Here is a 20,983-nt window from a genome sequence, read left to right as displayed (position 1 = left end):
CTTCTCTATATTCTATTGTATCAATTTCCTTATTCCGATTTCAGTTATGACAAGTTTAATCAAATATATTTCCATTCTCCAGTTAAAAATCTATCTTCTATTGGGTCAATTGTTATTAAAAATATAAGCCCTTTTCTACACTTTCCTGAATCAAGTCTTCTATCAGTTTCCATAATTCTTCTGATTCACTTTTTATGAACTTTTTCTTTTCTAATACCATGTCTGCACTGATATTATCAGGGTTATAATTTAATTCTGACACTTCCAAGTGATTTATCAGTGGTACCAATGCATCGATCACTCTTGCATATCTTGCTTCAGCACTCTGCCCTTTTTCAAATTCCAACCACAAATTTTTCATATTCAAATATTTCTCTTCTGGAAGGAGGCTCATTGTTTTTTCTATAGATGCTAGTTCTCTATCATGAGAATGATGCTTTTTTTCATCATCAAAAACCCAAGTATCTCCGGCATAAATCTCACCTAAATCATGAATCAATAACATAGGAATCACTTTTTCCATATTCAATTTTTTAGGATAATAATCTTGAAGAACCATTGCAGCTATGGCACCCTGCCAGGAATGCTCGGCACTATTTTCAAATCTGCCATCAAGAGTTCTATTAAATCTTGTCACTGACTTTAATTTCTCTATTTCTTTAATAAAATCAACAGAATGTTTCAAATTACTCATTGCTATTCCTACTTTATTCTAAATTACAAATATAATAGCAAAAATTAATCTTTACATCATTAATTTCCCGTATTTGCAAAAAAATAACGCCTAATCCACATGAGATTAGACGCTGATAAAATGACTATTTTAAACTTATTTACGGGTTTAGAATTAAACTTTCAGCCATTCATCAATTCAAGGTTCTCTTATCCATATTTGGCAAAGAGAGTCGGAATTTAATGATGCAGAGTCGAATCACAAAACCAACAATAGAAACAATGATAAAGACAGTGATTCTTGGAAAGTGAAGGACAAAGGCCAACCAATAATAAATAACTCCAATTACGAAAGATAGAAGGGCATAAATATCTTCTTTTAGAACACTTGGTACTTCATTGATCAGGAGGTCTCGGATAATACCTCCACCAGCACCCGTTAAACAGGCTAAAAGACCTGCAGACATCAAATTTAGCTTACTATCCACTAGGGCTGTCGCTCCAATCAAGGAAAAGATAATCAGCCCAATGGAGTCAAAGATGAGATAGGCTTCTCTCAGCCACTTATAGAACTTTTTTTCATGACTAGCATTGGCTTGTTTTGAAGTTACAAAGACATACATGATAACCGCTACAAGGATAGAGACATAAATCGGGCTGGGATCAGCAAGAGAGGAAGGAAAACGACTGATAATAGAATCTCTCAAAATCCCTCCGCCTACTGCCGTTACAATTGCCAATAAACTAATTCCAAAAATATCTAATCGTTTACCAAATCCTTTGATGGCTCCTGAAGCCGCGAAGGCTATAGTCCCAATATAATTACAGATCATTAGGAATAGGTCAAAATCCATGTAAGCTCCTCAATTTATTTTTGTAACCTTTCCGACTTCTTGAAGGTTATTCAAAATACTTTAGCTTGAAATGTTATATTGAAAACAAACTAAGCATCCATATTTTCTAAATCTTTTAGTTTAACAGAGACAATCTTAGAAACACCAGATTCTTGCATGGTTACCCCATAAATAGAGTCTGCTGCTGCCATGGTTCCCTTACGGTGGGTAACAACGATAAACTGGCTATCCTTGTCAAATCGGTTAAGATAATCCCCAAAGCGTTTAACGTTAGCTTCATCGAGTGCAGCCTCTACTTCATCCAAAATAACAAATGGAATGGTCTTGACCCGAATGATTGAGAAAAGCAAAGCAAGAGCTGACAAGGCCTTCTCTCCACCACTCATGAGATTGAGTGATTGGATTTTCTTGCCCGGTGGTTGCACAGAGATTTCGACACCTGCTGTCAATAAATCACCTTCTGTCAGAATTAGGTCTGCTTGGCCACCACCAAACATCTGCTTGAAGGTCACCTTAAAGGACTCACGAATAGCTTCGAATGTTGACTTAAAGCGTTCTTTCACTTCATCATTCATCTCTGTAATGGTTTCAAGAAGAAGATTTTTGGCAGAAAGAATGTCATCACGTTGACTATTTAAGAATTCCAAGCGTTCGTGAACTTCGTCAAACTGTTCAATGGCATCCAAATTGACTGGACCAAGTGAACGAATAGATTTTTCTAAATCCTTGACCTCTTGTTCAGCGACAGCCAAATCTTCTAACGGATTGGCTTGTTCTAAAGCTTCCGTATAACTAATCTGGTATTCTTCAGTCAGTTGACCTTGAAGATAGCGAAGGCGGTCCGTAATCTTCTCTTTGCTTGCTTCTGCACGTGTTTGCTTACGAATCCATTCTTCATTTTGCTGGCGAGCTTGTTCTAAATGACTAGCAATATCATCCAATTTACCTTCAATATCATCCAGTTCAAACTGCTTACGAATGAGCCCTTGTTGAATTTCTTCCTTCTGACTCTTGGCTTCTGCTTCCTGCTTGGCCAAAAGTTCTGTATCAACTTTTTCAAGATTGTCTACCTTTTCTTGGAGAAGACGTTCGATTTCATCTTGCTCGATATTGAGGTTCTCAAGTTCTTTGTTAATCCGTTCAATATCTGCAACTTCGTAACGTTTTTGTCCTATCATTTCTGTTTTGAGCAGACGTTCTTGAGAAAGTTTATCCTGCAAGTTTTGGTAACGTTCCTGGATAGCATTTTTATTGGACTTGATTTCTTCAATTTCTGATTCAAGCTTTTGCTTTTCAGTTGCAATGATCGAAAGACGTTCTTGGCATTTTTCTTTTTCAGCTTGCCAATCTCCACCTCTTAGATTGTTTAATTCTTTTTCCTGAAGTTCTAGAAGTGTTTCGAGTTCTTCAACTTGCTGGCAAGTTTGTTGATAAGCAAGATATAAGCCCTGCTCCTCTATACGAGCTTGCTCTCCTTGAGACTTAATGGTCTCCAAAGTTTGAGCGAGAGCAGTCAAGTTTTCTTGAAGTGATTTCAGTTTTTCTTCTTCCTGACTAAGGAGCTTTTCTTCTTGAGCAATTTCTTTTTGTAACTGCTCCAATTCAGGCTTGATGAAAATGCTGTTATTTTGACGATTGGCACCACCAGCATAAGAACCACCTGTTCGCAATTCTGTACCATCGAGGGTTACCATCCGAACTTGATAACGCACCTTACGAGCTGCATCACGCGCATGCTCCACTGTATCAAAGATAACTGTCGTAGCTAGCAAGTTTTTAAATATTGCTTCATGTTTGGCATCAAAGGTAACCAGTTCATCTGCCATACCAAGAAAACCTGGACTTGAGGCAATCACATCTTGATTCTGCCCAGAAATGCTACGTGCCTTAATCGTTGTCAAAGGTAGAAAGGTAGCGCGACCAGCTCGGTTTCTTTTAAGAAAATCGATGGCCTTTGTTGCTGCCTGTTCATCTTCAACGATGATATGTTGGCTACTTGCACCAAGAGCAATTTCAAGTGCTGTCTGATAACGAACATCAAAGGTTAAATGTTCACTAACAGCTCCAACAATACCTCCTAGGCGATTTTTCTCTTGTAAAACACTCTTAACACCTGCATAGAAATTACTATGGTTTTTAAGAATGTTTTCCAAACTTTGCGCCTTGGCCTGCTTGTTTTTCAGACTATCCAATCGGTCAAAGAGTTGATTTTGCTGGCTTTGATAAGCCTGCTTTTGTTCTTCTTCCTGTTCAGCATTCGTCTGATAGTCAGCAAGCAAGGTCTGTACTTTTTCTTTTGCTGATTTTAGATCAGCCTCTTGTTCACTTGCCTTAGACTTGGCAGAAGTTAATTGTTCCTTCAAGGACTCCAATTGTTCTTCTTGCTTTTGAGTCTGTTGGCGACTATTTTCAAGGTCATTTTCAATACGTGTCAGCTGGTTAGACACATCAGCTTCTTCATGTAAAAAGGCAACGAAACGTTCACGCAATTGCTCAATCATTTGGTCTGGATCATCAGAAAAAGCTAATAACTCAGCTTCTAAACGATTGACTTCCTTAGTATTGACAGCTAAATTTTCTTCTAGCTGACTCAGACTTGCTTCTTTTTCTTCCCTCTCTTGAATAAGAGCATTTCTCTTTTCATCCAAACTAGCCAAACGAGCCTGCGCTTCTTGTTGATTGAGAGCAACCTGCTCAGTTTCTAGTTTAGACAAAGCTAACTTACGTTCTAAATCACTGATTAAACTAGTCAAATCCATCAAACTAGTTTGATCTTTAGCCATCTCTGACTGTAAATCTTGTCTCTGCTTCTTGAGAGATTGATTTTCAAGTTCTAGTGACTCGCGTTTTTGATAATAACTGGTCAAAAGTTCTTGGACTTGGTTTAATTCTCCTTCTGTTACATCCAATTCAGCCTTATTGGCTTGAATTTGTGCAACTAAAACATCCAAGTAGATGGCTTTACGCTGACCGTCCAAGTCCATAAATTCACGAGCCGTAGCTGCTTGCTTCTCCAAAGGCTTGATTTGATTATCAAGCTCATAAATGATATCTTCCAAACGATCTAGATTATCTTGAGTTTGTTGGAGTTTGCTTTCTGTCTCTTTTCGACGGGTTTTATACTTCAAGACTCCCGCCGCTTCTTCAAAAATAGCGCGGCGTTCCTCAGGCTTAGAGTTAAAAATCTCTTCAACTTTCCCTTGGGAAATAATAGAGAAGGAATCACGTCCAAGTCCAGTATCTAAGAAGAGGTCATGAATATCACGAAGACGAACTTTTTTACCATCAATCTTATACTCACTATCTCCAGTACGATAGATATGACGTTCAACTTTGATTTCCTGGCCTGCATCCTTGATAAAGCCATCTTGGTTATCCAAAGTAACAATAACAGAAGCGTAGTTTAGAGGCTTCCGACTTTCTGTTCCTGCAAAGATGACATCAGGCATCTTCCCGCCACGAAGACTCTTGACACTAGATTCACCAAGTGCCCAACGGAGGCTTTCAGTGATATTTGATTTCCCAGAGCCATTTGGTCCTACAACCGCCGTCACCCCTTGGTCAAAAACAACCTTGGTCTTGTCAGCAAAGGACTTAAACCCTTGGATCTCAATTTCCTTTAAATACATGAATCCAGCCCTTTCTCAACTGCATTTTTAGCGGCTTCCTGCTCGGCCAATTTTTTAGAGCGTCCTTTACCTGAACCTAGACTTTGCCCCTCAACAAGGACTTCAACCTCAAACATCTTATCATGGGCTGGCCCAATCTCTGAAATCACCTGATAACGAATATCAACATCTCCATTAACTTGGAGCAATTCTTGAAGGTGAGTCTTATAGTCCTTGATCATCTCAAAATCACCAGCTTCAACCTTAGGAATCATGACTTGGTAGATAAAGGTTTTTACAGTCTTTATATCCTTGTCTAAAAGCAGAGCACCCAAAAAGGCTTCAAAAGCGTCGCCCAAGATCGTGTCTCGATTACGACCACCAGACTTTTCCTCCCCCTTACCAAGCTTGATAAACTGGTCAAACTGACAATCACGGGCAAAACCAGCCAAACTCTCCTCACGGACAATCATAGCACGGAGTTTTGACAAGTCCCCTTCTGGTTTTTTAGGGTATTTTTTAAACAGATATTCTGAAATCAATAATTGCAGAACAGCGTCTCCTAAAAATTCCAAGCGTTCATTGTGTGAAATTTTTAAGAGGCGGTGCTCATTGGCATAACTGGTATGGGTAAAAGCTGTTTCAAGTAAGCTTTTATCTGTAAAAACAAGATCAAAACTATCTTGTAACACTGATTCTAATTCTTTCATGACTACCTCTTTCTAAATCATTATAATCCTATCCATTATATCAAAAAAAGGCTTCATAGTCAGAAAAGAACAGTGAAAAGCTCATTTTCTAACTTCTAGCTAAAATCAGCCCCCAGCTAGCGAATTGGGCTTTTTTTTGGTATAATAAATCTTATGGAAATTGAAAAAACCAATCGAATGAATGCTCTGTTTGAATTTTATGCAGCCCTTTTAACTGATAAGCAGATGAACTATATCGAACTCTACTATGCAGACGACTATAGTTTAGCTGAAATCGCTGAAGAATTCGGTGTCAGTCGCCAGGCCGTTTATGATAATATCAAACGAACTGAAAAGATCCTGGAAGACTATGAGATGAAGCTCCATATGTACTCTGACTACATTGTTCGCAGTCAGATTTTTGATCAGATCTTAGAGCGTTATCCAGAGGATGCTTTTCTACAAGAGCAAATTGAGATTTTGACCAGTATTGATAATAGGGAGTAATCATGGAAAATCTTGTTGTCTATAAAGGAATCCCTTGCAAACTATTAGCTGCAGAGGAACCATTTCCTACAAGGCTACAAATTCTCTCACCTGATTCTATTCCTCAAGTCCTTAAAGAAGGATTTGGCTGTTGGGGATATCCAAATGAAATCATGAAAGAAGTCACAACCGAAGAACTAGAGAGTTTGCAACATTTCGGACGATTTCCACTGAATTGAAAAAATAGGAGAAAATAATGGCATTTGAAAATTTAACAGAACGTTTGCAGAACGTCTTTAAAAACCTACGTAAAAAAGGAAAAATTACAGAGAGCGATATCCAAGAAGCAACCAAGGAAATTCGTCTAGCTCTTTTAGAAGCCGATGTTGCTCTGCCAGTTGTCAAGGATTTTATCAAGAAGGTTCGTGAACGTGCAATCGGACATGAAGTGATTGATACCCTCAATCCAGCCCAACAAATCATCAAGATTGTCAATGAAGAATTGACAGAAGTCCTTGGTTCAGACACTGCTGAGATTATCAAGTCACCAAAAATCCCAACTATTATCATGATGGTCGGTTTGCAAGGGGCTGGTAAAACAACTTTTGCAGGTAAACTTGCTAACAAACTTAAAAAGGAAGAGGATGCTCGTCCTTTGATGATTGCGGCTGATATCTATCGTCCTGCGGCTATTGACCAGCTTAAAACACTGGGACAACAAATTGATGTACCTGTCTTTGCTCTTGGTACTGAAGTTCCTGCAGTTGAGATTGTTCGCCAAGGTTTGGAGCAAGCGAAAGCTAACCATAACGACTATGTCTTGATTGATACGGCCGGTCGTTTGCAAATTGACGAACTTCTCATGAATGAGCTCCGTGATGTAAAAGCACTTGCTCAACCAAATGAGATTCTCTTGGTCATCGATGCCATGATCGGTCAGGAAGCTGCAAACGTTGCTCGTGAATTTAACGCTCAGTTGGAAGTGACTGGTGTCATCCTTACCAAGATTGATGGTGATACTCGTGGTGGTGCTGCCCTTTCTGTTCGTCACATCACTGGAAAACCAATCAAATTCACTGGTACTGGTGAAAAGATTACCGACATTGAAACCTTCCACCCAGACCGTATGGCTAGCCGTATTCTCGGTATGGGGGATATGCTGACTCTTATTGAGAAAGCTTCCCAAGAATACGACGAGCAAAAAGCCCTTGAAATGGCTGAAAAGATGCGAGAAAATACCTTTGATTTCAACGATTTCATCGATCAGTTGGATCAGGTACAAAATATGGGGCCAATGGAAGATTTGCTCAAGATGATTCCAGGTATGGCCAACAATCCTGCCCTTCAAAATATGAAGGTGGATGAAAAACAAATTGCTCGCAAACGTGCCATCGTCTCATCTATGACTCCAGAAGAACGTGAAAATCCAGACTTGCTTACTCCAAGTCGCCGTCGCCGTATCGCTGCTGGTTCTGGGAATACCTTTATCGAAGTCAACAAGTTCATCAAGGACTTCAACCAAGCTAAACAACTCATGCAAGGTGTCATGTCTGGTGACATGAACAAGATGATGAAGCAGATGGGCATCAACCCTAACAACCTTCCTAAAAATATGCCTGGTGGTATGGATATGTCTGCCCTTGAAGGTATGATGGGACAAGGTGGTATACCTGACCTTTCAGCTCTTGGTGGAGCAGGAATGCCTGATATGAGCCAGATGTTTGGTGGAGGTCTCAAGGGTAAAATCGGTGAATTTGCCATGAAGCAATCCATGAAACGCATGGCCAATAAAATGAAAAAAGCTAAGAAAAAACGCAAATAAAAGGGACTCGCTTGAGTCCTCAGAACGTAGACAAACCCTACCAGCAATAGAAAAATTGCCATATTGTAGGTTGGATACTATATTGTAAAAGCTCTTAGGAATGTTGATATAGCGCTATTCTCAAGAGTTTTTTAGTTTCTATAATGAAAGAAAAAGACTGAAGAAAATTGTCCAAAATGGACTTTTTCGGCTCTATAATATTTGTAGTGGGTAAATCCCCTATGGATATTATGGAGCCTATTTTTGTATAGAAAAAAAGTCCCATATGACCTATAATGAAAAGCGACTAAACAACTCATTAGAAAGATTCATATGGAACAATTACATTTTATCACAAAACTACTCGATATTAAAGACCCTAATATCCAGATTCTAGATGTCATCAATAGGGATACACACAAGGAAATCATCGCTAAACTGGATTATGAGGCTCCATCTTGTCCTGATTGCGGAAATCAAATGAAGAAATATGATTTTCAAAAGACTTCTAAGATTCCTTACCTTGAAACAACTGGTATGCCTACTAGAATTCTCCTTAAAAAACGCCGTTTTAAGTGCTATCATTGCTCTAAATTGATGGTCGCTGAGACTTCTATCGTCAAAAAGAATCATCAAATTCCTCGCATCATCAATCAAAAGATTGCTCAAAAGTTGGTTGAAAAGACTTCTATGACCGATATTGCCCATCAGCTGGCCATTTCAACTTCAACTGTCATTCGTAAGCTCAATGATTTTCATTTTAAGCATGACTTTAGCCGACTTCCTGAGATTATGTCCTGGGACGAGTATGCCTTCACTAAGGGAAAGATGAGCTTCATTGCTCAAGACTTTGAAAAACTCAATATCCTCACTGTCCTTGAAGGAAGAACACAAGCTGTCATCCGAGATCACTTTCTTAAATATGATAGAGCCGTCCGATGTCGAGTGAAAATCATTACTATGGATATGTTTAGCCCTTACTATGACTTAGCTAAACAGCTTTTTCCATGTGCTAAAATCGTTCTAGATCGCTTTCACATTATCCAACATCTCAGCCGTGCTATGAGTCGAGTTCGTATTCAAATTATGAACCAATTCGATAGAAAATCCCATCAATACAAGGCCATCAAGCGCTACTGGAAGCTCATCCAGCAAGATAGTCGTAAACTCAGCGATAAGCGATTTTATCGTCCTACTTTTCGCATGCACTTAACGAATAAAGAAATTCTAGACAAGCTTTTGAGCTATTCAGAAGAGTTGAAACACCACTATAATCTCTATCAGCTCTTGCTTTTTCACTTTCAGAATAAAGAGCCCGAGAAATTTTTCGGACTCATTGAGGACAATCTAAAGAAGGTTCATCCTCTTTTTCAGACTGTCTTTAAGACATTTCTAAAGGACAGGGAGAAAATCGTCAACGCCCTTCAATTGCCCTATTCCAACGCCAAATTGGAAGCGACTAATAATCTCATTAAACTCATCAAACGAAATGCCTTTGGATTTCGGAACTTTGATAACTTTAAGAAACGAATTTTCATCGCTCTGAATATAAAAATGGAGAGGACAACGCTTGTCCTCTCCAGATGTTAGCTTTTATTCAACACACTACAGTTGACAGAGAGCCACTTTTTCTTCAGTCTGGGGACTCGCTTGAGTCCTTTTTTTAGTTATTTCGAAGTTTTTCCAGAGTCTCTTTAAAGATATCTGGGATTTCGGAAGTAAATTCCATAGTTTCACCGGTTCTAGGATGGGTAAAACCTAGAGTTTTGGCATGAAGAAATTGCCCATGTCCTTTCAAGGTTTTACGAGGGCCATAAACCTCATCACCAGCGACTGGATGGCCGATATAAGCCATGTGCACACGGATTTGATGAGTTCTTCCAGTTTCCAGTTGCAATTCCAGCAAGGTATAATCACCGAAACGTTCCAAGACTTGGAAACGTGTCACTGCTGGTTTCCCTTTTGCAGTCACAGCTTGCTTCTTACGGTCTTTTTCGCTACGACCAATCGGTGCCTCAATGACTCCACGGTCGTTGGGAAGATTCCCATGAACGATGGCCCAATATTTACGAAGAGACTTCTTGTCCTTCAATTCTTGAGCTAGTGCTAAATGGGCATCATCGTTTTTTGCAATCATCAAGAGACCTGAAGTATCCTTATCAATACGATGGACAATCCCTGGACGCAACACACCGTTGATTCCAGAGAGATCCTTGATATGGTACATGAGGGCATTAACCAAGGTACCACTGGTATGACCAACACTTGGATGAACAACCATCCCTTGAGGTTTATTGACTACTGCTACATCCTCATCTTGATAAATGATTTCTAGAGGAATACCTTCAGCTACATACTCCAAAACTTCTGGTTCTGGCACCTGATAAGTAACGACATCGCCCTCTTGGACCGTATACTTGGCTTTTTTGACCTGACCATTGACCAAGACTTGGCCTGATTTGATTTGTTCATTGGCGAGACTACGGGACAATTCTGTCAAATCTGACAAAGCCTTGTCTAAGCGTAGTCCGCCTCTTTCAATTTTAATTTCCATTCATTTCCTCTTTTAGCATTGCAAGCAATAAAACAATCACTCCGACTGTCAGATAGCTATCAGCCACATTAAATATGGCAAAATTAACAAAGTCTAAGTGAAACATATCCACCACGAAGCCTTGACTAACGCGATCGATAAAGTTTCCCAGACCACCAGCAATGATTAAGACTAAACCAAAGACTGTCCAGAAGGAATCCTCCATGTGCTTGTGTAGATACCAGATGGCTCCTACCATAACTACCAGAGTAATTACAGCAAAAAACCACTGTTGATCTTGGAGCATGGAAAAGGCTGCCCCCCTATTTTGCAGATAAGTTAAACTAACTAGATTTGGGATCCATGATTTGATTTCACCAAGAGCAATATTCTGAACGACATAAGCCTTTACCACTTGGTCTAATGCAATCAAGGCTACTATAATCCCTGCAATAATTCCTCTTTTTTTCATGCTTTCCTCTTCTGATCAAAATACTCTTGCATGACCTCTACAAATAAAGTCCCTGCTTGGCTCAAGTCTACTTCCTCGCGTTTCACATAAACCATGCGATTATTGAGATTATCATTTAGCGGAATAACAGTGATCCCGTTCACACTATCGCTATCTAAGAATCCAGATCCAGTCGCATAAGCATTTGTTCTTTCAAGGATTCCATTTAAGGTAGCGCGGTCAGTTACATTAAACATTTGAGAGCTAGCACTTGTATCCACAAAGTTCTCTGAGTAATAAAGATATTCATCTTTTTCCTGCGTGAATCGAACTGTTGGCAAATCTGCCAAATCCTCCATAACCAACTCTTTTTTCTTGGCTAAAGGATGACCTTCACGTAGATAGATATGGGTCTGGAAAGGAATCAACTCAATCACTTCAAGTCCTAATTTTTCAATCCGTTGCATGATACCCTTTTGGTTTTGATTGTTGAGGTAGATAATTCCAATCTCACTATGTCCTTGGGCTACTTCGTCCAAAATCTGAACAGTTGTAGATTCAAAAATACGGAAATTTTTATAGTCAGGATATTGTTGCGAAAAAGCTGTAATGGTTGGTGGCAAGAAATCATAGTGCTGGCTGGCTATTGAAAACTCATCCTTCTCCTCTTCAGGATTGGCATACTGGTTCTGGAAAACATCAAATCCTTTAACCAGCTCTTGTGCCTTTTCATAAAATTCCATCCCGCGACGTGTAAGAAAAGTTCCTGAACTGGTTCTACGAAAAATCTTGAAGCCAAGCTCTTTTTCCAAGTCTCTTACAGAAATAGATAGACTCGGCTGGCTAACGTACATCTTCTCAGCCGCTTCACGAAAAGTACCACTATTAGCAATAGCTACAACGTAGCGTAATTGTTGAATATTCATGATTTCTCCTTCGATTTCTATCTTATCATTATACCATAAATCAAGCCTATCCAACAAAGGAAAATCATAAGACAGTTACTTCTAAGAAAAGCAAACAAAAAACACCTTTCAAGTAAGATTGAATTCTAACCCAAAGGTGTCGTTATTAAGATCATTTAGCTGCTGCGTAGAGTTCGTCTACTTTATTCCAGTTAATAACGGAGAAGAAAGCTTTGATATAGTCAGGACGAACGTTACGGTATTTCACATAGTATGCATGTTCCCAAACGTCCAAGCCCAAGATTGGTTTTTTACCTTCTGAGATTGGTGTGTCTTGGTTTGCTGTTGAAGTTACTTCAAGCTTACCTTCTTTGTTAACGACCAACCATGCCCATCCAGAACCAAAACGAGTTGTTGCTGCTGCAGTGAAGGCTGCTTGGAATTCTTCGAATGAACCGAAAGTTTCATCGATTGCTGCTGCAAGTTCTGCTGAAGGAGCTGTTTTTTCAGGAGTCATCAATTCCCAGAAAAGAGCGTGGTTCAAGTGTCCACCACCATTGTTGATAAGCGCTTGACGGATATCAGCTGGGATAGCTTCTACGTCAGCAAGCAAAGCTTCAAGGTCTTCACCGATTTCAGGGTGTTTTTCAAGAGCTGCATTTGCATTGTTAACGTAAGTTTGGTGGTGTTTGTCATGGTGCAAGTGCATTGTTTCAGCATCGATGTATGGTTCTAATGCATCGTAAGCGTATGGAAGATCTGGTAAGATAATAGCCATCTGTAATACCTCTTTTTCTTTCTATATAATGATGATAACGCAATCATCATAATGATGATAACGCAATCATCCTATTTTTTCAAGTTATTTGCTCAATTTGACTAGCTGGCAATCTGTAATAGAGCCTTCTCAAACAGGTAGCCTTTCTCATAAACTCCTGTCTTAATTTGGTAATCAGCTTGGATGAGATAACGAATAGAATTCTGGAGAAAATCAAGGGATAGTCTTCGAGAATCACGAAGGGCAAACTTGATTTGATAGGGATTCGGATTGCGACCAAGATAGTGACCCAAACTGCTGACCATCTGAGACTCTGTCTGACCAGATTCTTGCAAAATTTTCACTTGTGTATAGAGTCTGAACTGCCCCAACATAATGGCAATCAGTTTAATCTCATCTTCTCCCTGCAAAGTCAAATCTTTGACTAAATCACGTGCCTGATCAATCTTCTTAGTCAATATTAACTGAGTTAAATCAAAGATATTATCCTGCAAAGTCTTTGGAATGGCTTCAACAATGTCTTCTTCGGTAATCCGGTCATCATCCTTATAAGACTGTAAGAAGAGTAGATTTTTCTGAATTTCACTGAATTGAAAACTAGATTTGATAAGTAACTGTTCAAAGGATTTCCCGTCAAAGGTCAGTCCTTGTTCTTGAGACCACTTTTGAAAATAGGATCGCATCTCTTGCTCTTTTGGTTCAAGGGCTTCAAAAATCTTGGCATCTCTCTTTAGAATTTTAACTAGACGTCGCTTGCTGTCTAGTTTACCTTCAGCAAAAACAACTAATTTACTCGTCGGAGAAGGGTTTTCCAAATATTCTTCAAAAGCCTTAAGCTCATCATCAGATAGATAGCGTTTTTTAGCTGTTGTTATATCAAGAAAATGATCTAAAATAATAATTTTTTCATCCGCAAAGAAAGGAAGACTGACCAGCTCTAGTTCCAAGCTTTTGTAGTCTACTTCTTTCATATCAAAATAAGCAAAGTTCAAATCAGCAGAATCGTAGCCGATTTGCTTTAGCACCTGAGTTTTCATGACTTCATACTGTCCTTGATCAGCGCCTGTAAACAAGGTCAAACTAGGTAAGTTTGATAAAGATAGCTTTTGGCTTTCTTCTATTGCTAGCATCATTTCTCCTTTCTTTTTAGTTTCGCTTTTATTTAATCAATATAATTCAATTTACCACGGAAATCTTCAAGGCTTTCATAACCTTTTTCCGTCATAATTTCTTTGAGTTCGTTTGTAATGCGATCAAAAGCACCTACACCTTCTTTGTGCAGGGTAGTTCCTACCTGCACCATACTGGCACCACATAGGATATGTTCAAAGGCATCACGTCCTGTTAATACTCCACCAGTTCCGATGATCTGAATTTCTGGATTCAAGCGTTGATAGAAAGCATGGACATTTGCAAGAGCTGTTGGTTTGATGTATTCTCCACCAATACCACCAAAGCCATTCTTTGGACGAATCACGACAGACTCGTCTTCTATATAAAGACCATTTCCAATAGAGTTGACACAATTGACAAACTTGAGCGGATATTTGTTAAAGATCGCTGCAGCCTGGTCAAAATGAACAATATCAAAATAAGGTGGAAGCTTAATTCCTAATGGTTTTGTAAAATACTCAAAGACTTCTGACAAAATACGATCTGTAGTTTCAAAGTCATAGGCAATCTGAGGTTTACCAGGAACATTTGGACATGAGAGATTGAGTTCAGTTAGACCTCGAAAATCACTTTCTTGAACCTTTTTCAAAATGGTATGAGTTTCCTCTGGAGACATGCCAACTAGAGATAGGAAGAAAGTACGGTTTGGCTCTTTTTCCTGCAAGTCCAAAAGATAGTCCAGATAGTAGTCTAAGCCATTATTTGGTAAGCCCATGGAGTTGATAGAACCGAGTGGAACATCTTGATAACGTGGTTCCGGATTTCCCTGACGAAATTCCAAGGTTGCTGTTTTAGTGACAAAGGTTCCTGCTGCTGAGTTTTTGACACCTTCCAACTCCTCAACTGTCATACAAGCAACTCCTGCTGCATTCATCAAGCAATTGTCAAACTCAAAACCAGCAATCTGTGTTTTAGTTGATACCATGATTCTGTTCCTCCAGATTCCTTTTTATGTCTATTATTATACCATACTTTGACTTTTGCTTTTCAATAAAACCATTTCTATAGAAAAGGTTCGTTTTTTAGCATGTTTTGAATCAGTCATTTTAAATTGAAAGAATTTTTAGAAAATTTATGTTTTTTTCTTTACACTGAAAAAATTTTCTGCTATAATGTCTCATGTAATAAAATATGACAACAAAAAGGAGAACGATATGACATCTGCTAAAGAATATATCCAAAGCGTGTTTGAAACTGTAAAAGCTCGTAACGGGCACGAGGCTGAATTTCTCCAGGCGGTTGAAGAATTCTTCAGCACTTTGGAGCCTGTCTTTGAAAAACACCCTGAGTATATTGAAGAAAATATCTTGGCACGTATCACAGAACCTGAGCGCGTGATTTCTTTCCGTGTTCCTTGGGTTGACCGTGATGGAAAAGTTCAAGTTAACCGTGGTTACCGTGTTCAATTTAACTCAGCTGTTGGACCATATAAAGGCGGACTTCGTTTCCACCCAACTGTAAACCAAGGGATCTTGAAATTCCTCGGATTCGAACAAATCTTTAAAAACGTTTTGACTGGACTTCCAATCGGTGGTGGTAAAGGTGGATCAGACTTCGATCCTAAAGGCAAAACTGATGCTGAAGTGATGCGCTTCTGCCAAAGCTTCATGACTGAATTGCAAAAATACATCGGACCATCTCTTGACGTACCTGCTGGTGATATCGGTGTTGGTGGACGTGAGATTGGTTACCTTTACGGACAATACAAACGCCTCAACCAATTTGATGCTGGTGTCTTGACTGGTAAACCTCTTGGATTTGGTGGTAGCTTGATCCGTCCAGAAGCAACTGGTTACGGTTTGGTTTACTACACTGAAGAAATGCTTAAAGCTAACGACAACAGCTTTGCTGGTAAGAAAGTTGTGATTTCAGGTTCTGGTAACGTAGCTCAATACGCGCTTCAAAAAGCAACTGAACTTGGTGCAACTGTTATCTCTGTATCTGACTCAAATGGTTATGTCATTGATGAAAATGGTATCGACTTTGACCTTCTTACAGATGTTAAAGAAAAACGTCGTGCTCGTTTGACTGAGTACGCTGCAGAAAAACCAACTGCTACTTACTACGAAGGTTCTGTATGGACTTACACTGGAAACTACGATATCGCTCTTCCATGTGCGACTCAAAACGAGATCAACGGTGAGGCTGCGAAACGCTTGGTTGCTCAAGGCGTTATCTGTGTCTCTGAAGGTGCTAACATGCCTAGCGACCTTGAAGCTATCAAAGTCTACAAAGAAAATGGAATCCTTTACGGACCTGCTAAAGCTGCCAATGCTGGTGGGGTAGCTGTATCAGCGCTTGAAATGAGCCAAAACAGCCTTCGCCTTTCATGGACACGTGAAGAAGTTGACGGACGTCTCAAAGGCATCATGACAAACATCTTCAACACTGCTAAAACAACTGCAGAAACATACGGTCTTGGTACTGACTACCTTGCAGGTGCAAATATTGCAGCCTTTGAAAACGTAGCAAATGCTATGATTGCCCAAGGGATCGTGTAAGATAAATCAACACAAAAATCCTCAATCACTTCGATTGGGGATTTTTATTTTGGTTTTAAAAATAACTCACTAAATTTTTTAGTGAACTTAAAATTAATAGTTATTTTACGATAACTAAGGCAAAAGAAAGACATTCGACAATTTCATTTGTTACTTTATCAATGTTTATATCTTCTTTGTCATTTATAATTATAGGAACAATATAAGAAAGACTTAAAGCTAAAATATAGCGAACGATTCTTTCATTTGACCAATCTCGAATAACACCATTTTTTTTAAACTGATTCAAAACTGGTGTAATTGGATTAATGATAGAATGAACAATAATATTTCCTAACTCTTCAGAAATAGATTTATCAATCAGTGAACGACTCAAAAGGATTTTAACTTGCATTTTATTGTTATGAATAAAGACTAACCTATCCTGAACGATGCTTCTTAGAAAAAGTGAAAAGGTTTCTTGCCCTATTGTAAATCTCTTATCTGAAAAATCAGCAATGACCTCTGGAATGACTTGTTTTAGAAATCTAGATAAAATAGCATCTAGGATACCTTCCTTGGTTTTAAAATAACTAAAAACTGTTCCTTCTGAGACTCCAGCGTGTTCAGCAATAAGATGAGAAGTTGTATTTTCAAACCCAATCTCTGAAAATAATTTTAGACTTGAAATTAAAACTTTACGTTGTTTTAAACTTAAGTTACTGCTTTTTAATGTCTCAGCAAACTTATATTCTATACTTTCCATTCCTGCCCCCTCTATCTACTCTCTTATTTTAATAATTCTTTTACCACGAGTATGTCCTAATTTCAGACTACGATATGCCTCTCTAACTGACTCCAGAGAAAAACTATACTCTTTCTCAATATTCAGCTGAACTTTTCCATCTGAGACCATCTCCTCTAGAATTTTAAAATCATCATAAGTGGAATGTCTTGGCCCAGTGAACTGGACCCCTTTTATCATAACAAATGGTGAAGGTACTAAAGTTCCAATATCAGTTCCGTTCAATCCAAGATGGAAAGCTAATTTAACGTAATCACCACCATAGCAATCCAAGAATTTTGTAATAGGTTTTGGAGCTACTAATAAAAGAGACTTTTGGACATCCTCTTCATAAGATACTGGTATAGCTCCTAAAGACTCTAAATATTCTGCATTATTCTTGCTCGCAATACCAATAACAGTTGCGCCCTTAGCAACCGCATACTGTACTGCAATGCTACCAATGCCACCTGAAGCTGCTGAAATAACTACAACATCTTTAGAATTTAAATTAATTCTTCTAAAAGCACCACCGACCGTTAAAGAAGCCACCCCCATAGTAGCAGCATGATACATATCAATATTGTCTGGTTTCAATGCAATTTCTGATTCGCTAACACAAATTTCTGTTGCTAACGCACCCCTCTTAGTACCAAGTCCAGGATCACTTATTATTGTTCCAAAAACCTTGTTACCTACTGAAAAACGGCTCACTCCTTCACCAATTTCTGTGATAACACCAGCAAAATCCCTAGCGACACCTCTTGGAAATAAAGATGATTTTGATTCAAACCAACGACCTGGTTGTTTTAATTTTGTCAAAAAACTCAAAAAACGAAGTGGCTTCGCCCCCTCGAAAGTTTTGTAATCAATAGGATTTAAACCAACAGCAAATACTTTTACTCTAACTTGATTCATTCCTAATGATTCAGATATAATATTTACTAATTCTAGAACTTTATCATCACCAAAATGATTATACTGTATTGCTTCAATTACCATTATCTAGTTCTCCTAATCCCTAACAAAATTGAGTGAGCACTCAATTAATTTTTATATATTATACGCTTATTCTTCAAAGAAATCAACTGCTCTATGACTTTAAACAAAAAAATCTACCAAAAATGGTAGATTTTTTCTTACAATTTGCCTGCTACGGCATCCAACAATTCTTGAATTTTTGCTTGGTTGCTTCCTCCTGCCATGGCCATGTCTGGTTTACCACCACCACGTCCATCAACGATTGGAGCCAATTCTTTGATGACATTACCTGCGTGCACATCTTTTGTCTTGCTGGCTACAAGGACATTCACCTTGTCACCAATGGCTGCGACAAGAACAAGCACATCAGAGTAGTCTTTTTGCTTCCAGTTATCTGCAAAGGTACGAAGGGCACCTGCATCTGATACAGAAACTTGACTAGCAATGTAACGGTGTCCGTTTGCTTCTTGAACATTCTTGAAGACATCACCTGCCGCTGCTGCTGCCGCTTTTTCCTTCAATTCTGCATTTTCTTTTTGTAATTGACGGAGTTGTTCTTGAAGTCCTTCAATCTTATGAGGTACTTCCTTGAGTTGAGGGGCTTTCAAGGTTGCTGCGACAGCTTTCAGAGCGTCTTCTTGTTCGCGGTAGGCTTCAAAAGCTTCCTTACCAGTCACTGCCAAGATACGGCGAGTTCCTGATCCAATCCCTTCTTCTTTGACAATCTTGAAGAGACCAATTTCAGAAGTATTACCTACGTGGGTACCACCACAAAGTTCCACTGAGTAGTCACCAATCGTAACAACACGAACTTCCTTACCATACTTCTCACCAAAGAGGGCCATAGCTCCCATTTCTTTAGCAGTGTCAATATCTGTCTCAACAGTTTCTACTGCAATTGCTTCCCAGATTTTCTCATTGACCTGTTGTTCAATGGCGCGCAATTCTTCAGGAGTTACTGCTTGGAAGTGTGTGAAGTCAAAGCGAAGGAATTCGACTTCGTTAAGGGATCCTGCTTGTGTCGCATGGTTTCCAAGGATATTGTGAAGGGCTGCATGGAGCAAGTGAGTTGCTGTGTGGTTTTTCATGACACGGTGACGACGATTGGTATCAATTGCCAAGGTGGATTCCTGATTCAAAGCAAGCGGTGCAACAACTTCAACCGTATGAAGAGCTTGTCCGTTTGGCGCTTTTTGAACATCTGTCACAGTAGCCACAAGTTTTCCTGCAGCATCCAAGATTTGACCATGGTCAGCTACCTGTCCACCCATTTCAGCGTAGAATGGTGTTTCCGCAAAGATAAGAGAGGCAGTTCCTTCAGAAACAGCTTCTACTTCAGCATTGTCCGCTACGATAGCCACCAACTTAGAAGGCAATTGACTGGCATTGTAGTTGAAGACACTTTCCACTGTGATATTTTGAAGGGTTTCATTTTGCATCCCCATTGAGCCGCCTTTGACAGCTGACGCACGCGCACGTTCTTGCTGCTCTTTCATGGCTGCTTCAAAACCTTCACGGTCTACAGTCATCCCAGCTTCATCAGCGATTTCTTCCGTCAATTCAACTGGGAATCCATAAGTGTCATAGAGTTTGAAGACATCTTGACCAGCGATGACCGTTTGACCTTTTTCTTTCAAGTCTGTTACGATGCCTTGGGCAAAGTGTTGACCTGAGTGAAGAGTACGAGCAAATGACTCTTCTTCGCTCTTAACGATTTTCTCAATAAAGTCACGTTTTTCAAGAACTTCTGGGTAGTAGCTTTCCATGATTTTTCCAACAGTTGGAACAAGTTTGTAAAGGAAAGGCTCGTTGATACCCAATTTTTGACCATGCATAGAAGCACGACGGAGCAAACGGCGGAGGACATAACCACGACCTTCATTTCCAGGAAGGGCACCATCACCGATAGCAAATGAAAGAGAACGGATGTGGTCTGCAATAACCTTGAAGCTCATGTTGTCGCCATCTTGGTCGTAAACCTTACCAGATAATTTCTCAACTTCACGAATGATCGGCATGAAGAGGTCTGTTTCAAAGTTTGTCTTAGCCCCTTGGATAACCGCCACCAAACGCTCCAAACCAGCGCCCGTATCAATGTTTTTGTGTGGCAATTCTTTGTACTCGCTACGAGGAACCGCAGGGTCTGCGTTAAATTGTGACAATACAATGTTCCAGATTTCGATGTAACGGTCATTTTCGATATCTTCTGCAAGAAGACGAAGACCGATGTTTTCTGGGTCAAAGGCTTCTCCACGGTCGAAGAAGATTTCTGTATCAGGTCCAGAAGGTCCTGCACCGATTTCCCAGAAGTTGTCTTCAATTGGGATCAAATGACTTGGATCCACTCCCACTTCAATCCAGCGGTTGTATGAATCTTTGTCATCTGGATAATAAGTCATGTAAAGTTTGTCTTTAGGGAAGTCAAACCACTCAGGACTTGTTAAAAGCTCATATGCCCATGTAATTGCTTCGTCACGGAAGTAATCCCCGATTGAGAAGTTTCCCAACATTTCAAACATAGTATGGTGACGAGCAGTCTTCCCTACGTTTTCGATATCGTTTGTACGGATGGCTTTTTGCGCATTGGTAATCCGTGGGTTTTCAGGGATAATAGTTCCATCAAAGTATTTTTTAAGAGTGGCAACCCCTGAGTTGATCCACAAAAGTGTTGGGTCGTTTACTGGAACCAAGCTAACGGATGGTTCTACTGAGTGGCCTTTTGTAGCCCAGAAATCAAGCCACATTTGGCGGACTTGTGCACTAGATAATTGTTTCATATGTATCTCCT

At 39.4% G+C, this 20,983-nt stretch carries 18 protein-coding genes; 5 read left to right on the top strand and 13 right to left on the bottom strand.

Annotated elements, in window-relative coordinates:
* Nucleotides 1-115: 115 nt before the first annotated feature.
* The 4 genes from O3633_RS08715 to rnc all read right to left on the bottom strand — a co-directional run bounded on the left by O3633_RS08715 (nt 116) and on the right by rnc (nt 5,844).
* Entirely contained in the window at nt 116-694 is a 579-nt protein-coding gene (locus O3633_RS08715; RefSeq protein WP_371621030.1) for an HD domain-containing protein, read from the bottom strand.
* Nucleotides 695-866: 172 nt separating this feature from the next.
* A complete protein-coding gene (locus O3633_RS08710) occupies nt 867-1,526 on the bottom strand; it encodes a trimeric intracellular cation channel family protein (RefSeq protein ID WP_049530871.1) in 660 nt (219 codons plus the stop codon).
* 89 nt (nt 1,527-1,615) lie between these two features.
* The gene (gene smc / locus O3633_RS08705) at nt 1,616-5,155 is read right to left on the bottom strand and encodes a chromosome segregation protein SMC (RefSeq protein WP_371621029.1); all 3,540 of its coding nucleotides are present in this window, start codon (nt 5,153-5,155) and stop codon (nt 1,616-1,618) included.
* Entirely contained in the window at nt 5,146-5,844 is a 699-nt protein-coding gene (rnc, locus tag O3633_RS08700) for a ribonuclease III (RefSeq protein ID WP_371621028.1), read from the bottom strand. Before rnc ends, smc begins: the two co-directional genes overlap by 10 nt.
* 153 nt (nt 5,845-5,997) lie before the next feature.
* Here rnc and O3633_RS08695 point away from each other — a divergent pair, with 153 nt between their 5' ends.
* The 4 genes from O3633_RS08695 (at nt 5,998) to O3633_RS08680 (ending at nt 9,700) form a co-directional block, all read left to right on the top strand.
* Nucleotides 5,998-6,330, top strand: coding sequence for a putative DNA-binding protein (locus tag O3633_RS08695; RefSeq protein WP_000402062.1), 333 nt, complete (start codon nt 5,998-6,000; stop codon nt 6,328-6,330).
* A 2-nt stretch (nt 6,331-6,332) separates the two neighbouring features.
* Nucleotides 6,333-6,548, top strand: coding sequence for a 2-oxoglutarate:acceptor oxidoreductase (locus O3633_RS08690; RefSeq protein WP_371621027.1), 216 nt, complete (start codon nt 6,333-6,335; stop codon nt 6,546-6,548).
* Between the two features lie 17 nt (nt 6,549-6,565).
* Nucleotides 6,566-8,131 carry a signal recognition particle protein gene (ffh, locus tag O3633_RS08685; RefSeq protein ID WP_371621026.1) on the top strand — a complete coding sequence of 522 codons (1,566 nt, stop codon included), beginning with the start codon at nt 6,566-6,568 and terminating at the stop codon, nt 8,129-8,131.
* Nucleotides 8,132-8,443: 312 nt separating this feature from the next.
* Entirely contained in the window at nt 8,444-9,700 is a 1,257-nt protein-coding gene (locus tag O3633_RS08680) for an ISL3 family transposase (RefSeq protein WP_371621025.1), read from the top strand.
* Nucleotides 9,701-9,773: 73 nt separating this feature from the next.
* Here O3633_RS08680 and O3633_RS08675 read toward each other — a convergent pair whose 3' ends face one another.
* The 6 genes from O3633_RS08675 to O3633_RS08650 all read right to left on the bottom strand — a co-directional run bounded on the left by O3633_RS08675 (nt 9,774) and on the right by O3633_RS08650 (nt 14,875).
* Nucleotides 9,774-10,664, bottom strand: coding sequence for an RluA family pseudouridine synthase (locus O3633_RS08675; RefSeq protein WP_371621024.1), 891 nt, complete (start codon nt 10,662-10,664; stop codon nt 9,774-9,776).
* Nucleotides 10,654-11,115, bottom strand: a complete 462-nt coding sequence (gene lspA / locus O3633_RS08670) for a signal peptidase II (RefSeq protein ID WP_371621023.1) — start codon at nt 11,113-11,115, stop codon at nt 10,654-10,656. Before lspA ends, O3633_RS08675 begins: the two co-directional genes overlap by 11 nt.
* Nucleotides 11,112-12,020: a LysR family transcriptional regulator gene (locus O3633_RS08665; protein WP_371621022.1), complete on the bottom strand. Its 909-nt coding sequence runs from the start codon at nt 12,018-12,020 to the stop codon at nt 11,112-11,114. The genes lspA and O3633_RS08665 overlap by 4 nt, the downstream gene beginning before the upstream one ends.
* A 151-nt stretch (nt 12,021-12,171) precedes the next feature.
* Nucleotides 12,172-12,777 carry a superoxide dismutase SodA gene (sodA, locus tag O3633_RS08660; RefSeq protein WP_371621021.1) on the bottom strand — a complete coding sequence of 202 codons (606 nt, stop codon included), beginning with the start codon at nt 12,775-12,777 and terminating at the stop codon, nt 12,172-12,174.
* 101 nt (nt 12,778-12,878) lie between these two features.
* Complete coding sequence (holA, locus tag O3633_RS08655; RefSeq protein WP_371621020.1) at nt 12,879-13,907, bottom strand: DNA polymerase III subunit delta; 1,029 nt, start codon at nt 13,905-13,907, stop codon at nt 12,879-12,881.
* A gap of 32 nt (nt 13,908-13,939) precedes the next feature.
* Entirely contained in the window at nt 13,940-14,875 is a 936-nt protein-coding gene (locus O3633_RS08650; protein WP_049508850.1) for a dihydroorotate oxidase, read from the bottom strand.
* A gap of 229 nt (nt 14,876-15,104) precedes the next feature.
* On the opposite strand from O3633_RS08650, the gene gdhA reads away from it, so the two are divergent.
* Nucleotides 15,105-16,451: an NADP-specific glutamate dehydrogenase gene (gdhA, locus tag O3633_RS08645; RefSeq protein ID WP_371621019.1), complete on the top strand. Its 1,347-nt coding sequence runs from the start codon at nt 15,105-15,107 to the stop codon at nt 16,449-16,451.
* Nucleotides 16,452-16,551: 100 nt separating this feature from the next.
* Here gdhA and O3633_RS08640 read toward each other — a convergent pair whose 3' ends face one another.
* From O3633_RS08640 to alaS, 3 genes are all read right to left on the bottom strand, one after another.
* Nucleotides 16,552-17,196 carry a TetR/AcrR family transcriptional regulator gene (locus O3633_RS08640; protein ID WP_371621018.1) on the bottom strand — a complete coding sequence of 215 codons (645 nt, stop codon included), beginning with the start codon at nt 17,194-17,196 and terminating at the stop codon, nt 16,552-16,554.
* Between the two features lie 15 nt (nt 17,197-17,211).
* Nucleotides 17,212-18,216 (bottom strand): NADP-dependent oxidoreductase, encoded by a 1,005-nt coding sequence (locus O3633_RS08635; RefSeq protein ID WP_371621017.1) that lies wholly within the window; start codon nt 18,214-18,216, stop codon nt 17,212-17,214.
* A gap of 137 nt (nt 18,217-18,353) precedes the next feature.
* Complete coding sequence (alaS, locus tag O3633_RS08630) at nt 18,354-20,972, bottom strand: alanine--tRNA ligase (protein ID WP_371621016.1); 2,619 nt, start codon at nt 20,970-20,972, stop codon at nt 18,354-18,356.
* Nucleotides 20,973-20,983: the final 11 nt, after the last annotated feature.

Source organism: Streptococcus sp. 27098_8_22 (assembly GCF_041432415.1).
Classification (GTDB): domain Bacteria; phylum Bacillota; class Bacilli; order Lactobacillales; family Streptococcaceae; genus Streptococcus; species Streptococcus pseudopneumoniae_M.
The sequence above is the reverse complement of the archived record's forward strand: the minus strand, read 5'-3'. Positions and strand labels throughout refer to the sequence as shown.

What these genes read in the sequence shown, in the direction of transcription:
- O3633_RS08695 (WP_000402062.1), top strand. Translation starts at nt 5,998, where the DNA reads ATGGAAATTGAAAAAACCAATCGAATGAATGCTCTGTTTGAATTTTAT.
- lspA (WP_371621023.1), bottom strand. Translation starts at nt 11,115, where the DNA reads ATGAAAAAAAGAGGAATTATTGCAGGGATTATAGTAGCCTTGATTGCA.
- O3633_RS08635 (WP_371621017.1), bottom strand. Translation starts at nt 18,216, where the DNA reads ATGGTAATTGAAGCAATACAGTATAATCATTTTGGTGATGATAAAGTT.
- O3633_RS08675 (WP_371621024.1), bottom strand. Translation starts at nt 10,664, where the DNA reads ATGGAAATTAAAATTGAAAGAGGCGGACTACGCTTAGACAAGGCTTTG.
- O3633_RS08665 (WP_371621022.1), bottom strand. Translation starts at nt 12,020, where the DNA reads ATGAATATTCAACAATTACGCTACGTTGTAGCTATTGCTAATAGTGGT.
- rnc (WP_371621028.1), bottom strand. Translation starts at nt 5,844, where the DNA reads ATGAAAGAATTAGAATCAGTGTTACAAGATAGTTTTGATCTTGTTTTT.
- O3633_RS08650 (WP_049508850.1), bottom strand. Translation starts at nt 14,875, where the DNA reads ATGGTATCAACTAAAACACAGATTGCTGGTTTTGAGTTTGACAATTGC.
- O3633_RS08640 (WP_371621018.1), bottom strand. Translation starts at nt 17,196, where the DNA reads ATGGAAAGTATAGAATATAAGTTTGCTGAGACATTAAAAAGCAGTAAC.
- smc (WP_371621029.1), bottom strand. Translation starts at nt 5,155, where the DNA reads ATGTATTTAAAGGAAATTGAGATCCAAGGGTTTAAGTCCTTTGCTGAC.
- O3633_RS08690 (WP_371621027.1), top strand. Translation starts at nt 6,333, where the DNA reads ATGGAAAATCTTGTTGTCTATAAAGGAATCCCTTGCAAACTATTAGCT.
- sodA (WP_371621021.1), bottom strand. Translation starts at nt 12,777, where the DNA reads ATGGCTATTATCTTACCAGATCTTCCATACGCTTACGATGCATTAGAA.
- ffh (WP_371621026.1), top strand. Translation starts at nt 6,566, where the DNA reads ATGGCATTTGAAAATTTAACAGAACGTTTGCAGAACGTCTTTAAAAAC.
- O3633_RS08680 (WP_371621025.1), top strand. Translation starts at nt 8,444, where the DNA reads ATGGAACAATTACATTTTATCACAAAACTACTCGATATTAAAGACCCT.
- O3633_RS08710 (WP_049530871.1), bottom strand. Translation starts at nt 1,526, where the DNA reads ATGGATTTTGACCTATTCCTAATGATCTGTAATTATATTGGGACTATA.
- O3633_RS08715 (WP_371621030.1), bottom strand. Translation starts at nt 694, where the DNA reads ATGAGTAATTTGAAACATTCTGTTGATTTTATTAAAGAAATAGAGAAA.
- gdhA (WP_371621019.1), top strand. Translation starts at nt 15,105, where the DNA reads ATGACATCTGCTAAAGAATATATCCAAAGCGTGTTTGAAACTGTAAAA.
- alaS (WP_371621016.1), bottom strand. Translation starts at nt 20,972, where the DNA reads ATGAAACAATTATCTAGTGCACAAGTCCGCCAAATGTGGCTTGATTTC.
- holA (WP_371621020.1), bottom strand. Translation starts at nt 13,907, where the DNA reads ATGCTAGCAATAGAAGAAAGCCAAAAGCTATCTTTATCAAACTTACCT.